Genomic DNA, 3,483 nt, shown 5'->3' with positions numbered 1-3,483 from the left:
CCACAACCACCCCTCCCCCCCCCTCACCACCCACACTTTCCCCACCAAGAAAAAAAACAACAACAGGAAAAAACCGGGGGGGGGGGGGGGGGGCCCCCCCCCCCCCCCCCCCCCGCCTCCAGTCTGTGTCGCGACCGGTCCGTCCGACTCCGGACAGACTCCGGTCAGGCGCAGCTGAAGCGGGCGGCCGCCCAGTCCCCGTGGTCGCCCGACTTCTTGGCGTCGGTGTCGGTGACCTTCAGGCGTACGTGCCGGGCGCCGTCCAGCTTCACGTCCACCGGTACGGTCTCCGACGCCCCGGTCAGCTTGGGCGAGGTCCACAGCACCTTGCCGTCGGCCTCGACGGAGAAGGCCACCTCGCCGTAGCCGTTGATCTCGTCGTCAATGCCGACGTCGGCGGTGAAGGCGGTGCACCGACCGCCGGTGTAGACCTCGATGTCGGAGTCGGCGTGGGTGCCGATGCCCTTGTCGTAGGTCTTTCCGGCGAGGGTGAGCTTCTTGCCGTCGGTGGCGCCGGACTCGCCGTTGCTGCGGTCGCGTTCGGCGGGTCCGTAGCCGTTGGACGACTTCAGCCAGACCAGGTCGCTCGCCCAGGTGTCGGCGGTCGGCGGCGGTGGCATGACGGACGCCCCGAACCGCTGGACGGCGGTACGGAGTTCCCCGGCCGCGCGGTGGCGGGCGGTCGCGGTGAGCGTGGTGTCACCGGGTACCGCGTCCTTGGCCGGGGTGACGGTGACCTCGACGCGCTTGGTCGTGCCCGCCGGGATGCGGTCGACGGCGGCGGCGGGGGTGACCTGCCAGCCGGCGGGCGCGGCCAGCGAGACGACGGTCCCGGTGGCGTCGGCGGTCCCGGCCGTCACGTCCACGGCGACCTTCCCGGCCACCCCGGCGCCCAGCTCCTGACCGGGAGCGACGGCCACGACGGCGGCGGCGCCGGGCTGCTTGCCGCCTACCGCGCTGGTGTCCTCCAGCTCCAGCTCGAAGGCCCGGTTCGTGGGCAGCGGCGCAGTCTTCACCTTGACCACTCCCCCACGGTCGTCGCGGTCGTACCACCAGCCCTGCGAAGCCTTCTGATACGCCGACTCGCTTGCCAGGCGCGGGAGTTCACGCCCGCCGAGCTCGACCTCGTCGGGGGCGGAGTGGGTGTGCACGGTGAAGGCGTAGGGCCGCTTCGTCTGCTTGCCGTTGAACTCGCCCCTGCTCGCGCCGATCCGGATCGAGACGTCGCCCTCGCCACGGCGCGGGGCGTTCACGTCCGCCTGCTGGGTCGCGTACTTCCCGGTCCGGTGCTGCCGCGTGACGCCGTCGTCCTCGTACAGCGTGAAGGACGACCTGCCCTGCGGGTAGACGTCCCAGGCGAGCGGGGAGTCGGCCTTGCGGTCGGTGTACGAGCGGATGCCCGGCCACATCGGGATGCTGGCGCCCGCCTTCACGAACAGCGGGAGCGTGTCGAGGGGCGCGCTGTAGTCGTCGAGGGTGCGGGGGCCCTCGTAGGTGCGGCCGCTCCAGTAGTCGGTCCAGGTGCCCTTGGGGAGGTAGATGCCGTCGCGTTCGGCGCTGTCCTGGTGGACGGGGGCGACGAGGAGGTCCTCGCCGGACATGAACTCGTACTTGGCCGCGTCGGTCGCGGCCTTCGGGTCGTTGGGGAACTCCAGCGAGAGCGGGCGGACCATGCCGACGCCGGTCTTGGTGGCCTCGTGGGCGTACGAGTACTGGTAGGGCAGCAGCGATTCCTTGAGCTTGAGGTAGCTGCGGTTGATGGAGGTGTACGGCTCCCCGTAGCGGAAGGGCTGCTTGTCGCTGGCGGCCCAGCCGTCCATGGTCATGGTCGTACCGAGGAACATCTTCCACTGGAGGTCGCGGGTGTACGTCTTGGCGCTGCCGCCGAAGATGCCGTCCACGTCACCGGTGGTGTAGGCGAGTCCGGACATGGTCGAGCCCGCGTAGGTCGGGATCTGCCAGCGGATGTACTCCCAGCTGCCGGACTGGTCGCCGGACCACTGGACCCCGCAGCGCTGGGCGCCCGCCCAGGACTCGGGGGCCCAGGTGTAGCCGCGGGCGTCGCTGTTGTCCTCGATGCCCTTGTACGCGTCCTTGCACCCGTCGAGGGCGAACTTGTAGCCCTCGCCGACCCAGGCGACGTCCAGCTTGGCGATCCGCTGTCCGGCCTTGACCTGGTCGGCGAGTTTGGCGATGCCGTCCTCGGTCCACAGGCCGAGCTGCATCTTGCGCTCCTGAAGGCCCTTGGCGGTCTCGGCGAGGTCCTCGTAGCCGCAGCCGTAGCCGTCGTTGACGAGCATCCAGCCGTTGGGCATGTCGTTCTGGACGTACCCGTCGGCGACCTTGAGGGAGTCGAGGGTGCGGCGCTCGCCCCGGTTGGCGTTGTGCAGGTAGCAGTCGGCGTCGCCGATCTCCATGCCGTAGATCGGCGGCAGGAAGGGCTTGCCGGTGAGCTGGGTGTACTTGCCGATGACGTCCTTGCTGCCGCTGCCCGCGAAGTAGTAGGCGTCGAAGCGCTGTTCCTTGGCGGCGGCGGTGACGACGGGCTCCTTCTCGGCGAAGGAGTAGGTGTTGGGGGCGTAGGTGTTGCGGTAGACGCCGTAGCCGGCCGTGGAGAGGTAGAACGGCACGGAGTTGGGGTGGCCGCCGTCGTTCCAGTTGTAGTCGACGCCGACCTCGACGGTCTTGCCGCGGTGGGAGGTGTTGCCGCGGCCGTTCTGCATTCCGGCGCCGTAGAACTGCTCGTCGGCGCGGGGGGCCAGGGTCTGGGTCGTGGTGTCCTTGCCGTCGGCGCCCTTGCCCCAGCTGATGCCCTTGGACTCGGCCCAGAGCCGGGTGCCGTCGGCGCGGTACAGGGCGAAGCGCAGGGGGGACTTGGCGGCGCGGAGGGTCACCTTCCCGGTGCTCATCTCGTACCGGTCGCCCCGGTCCTTCCAGCGGGCCTTGGCGGGCTTTCCTGACTGGGGCAGGACGATGTCCTTGCCGGTCGGGTCGGTGAACTTCCCGTCCGGGGCGAGCTCGATGCGGAAGGTCTCCTCGGAGACGAAACTGACGCGTGCCTCGGCGGACCCGGCGTGCAGCCGGAAGGTACGGCCGTCCGGGTCTGCCTCGAAGCCGGTGAGGTCGCCGACGGTGGTGCTGTCGGCGGGGGCGGGAGCGGGGGCGGCGGTACTGGTACCGCCGGGCCCGGAAAGGGCGAGGAGCAGCCCCAGGAGCGCGGCGGGGGCGGCGGCTCTGAGGCGGGTGGGTGGTCTCATGGGGCGTTGTTCTAGCGCGGTTGGCGTGTACGCGACCATGGACTTGCGTGGGGGGTGTGTGGACTTACGTACGGGCGGGACGTGCCGCACCCGTACCGTGCGGGCGGGCTGGCGCCTGCGGCGGGCGAGTACCCCTCCCCGCCCCTTCCCTAGACCGCTGGCCGCGGGGCCGAGGGTTTTTACCTGCGGGTCGAGTGTGGTTGCTCGCGCAGTTCCCCGCGCCCCC

At 70.6% G+C, this 3,483-nt stretch carries 1 protein-coding gene; it reads right to left on the bottom strand.

Annotated features, from left to right (window positions below; translation table 11 throughout):
- Nucleotides 1-164: 164 nt before the first annotated feature.
- The gene (locus ACZ5PB_RS43390) at nt 165-3,257 is read right to left on the bottom strand and encodes an NPCBM/NEW2 domain-containing protein (protein WP_468699257.1); all 3,093 of its coding nucleotides are present in this window, start codon (nt 3,255-3,257) and stop codon (nt 165-167) included.
- Nucleotides 3,258-3,483: the final 226 nt, after the last annotated feature.

Source organism: Streptomyces sp. NPDC032721, assembly GCF_055579625.1.
The sequence above is the reverse complement of the archived record's forward strand: the minus strand, read 5'-3'. Positions and strand labels throughout refer to the sequence as shown.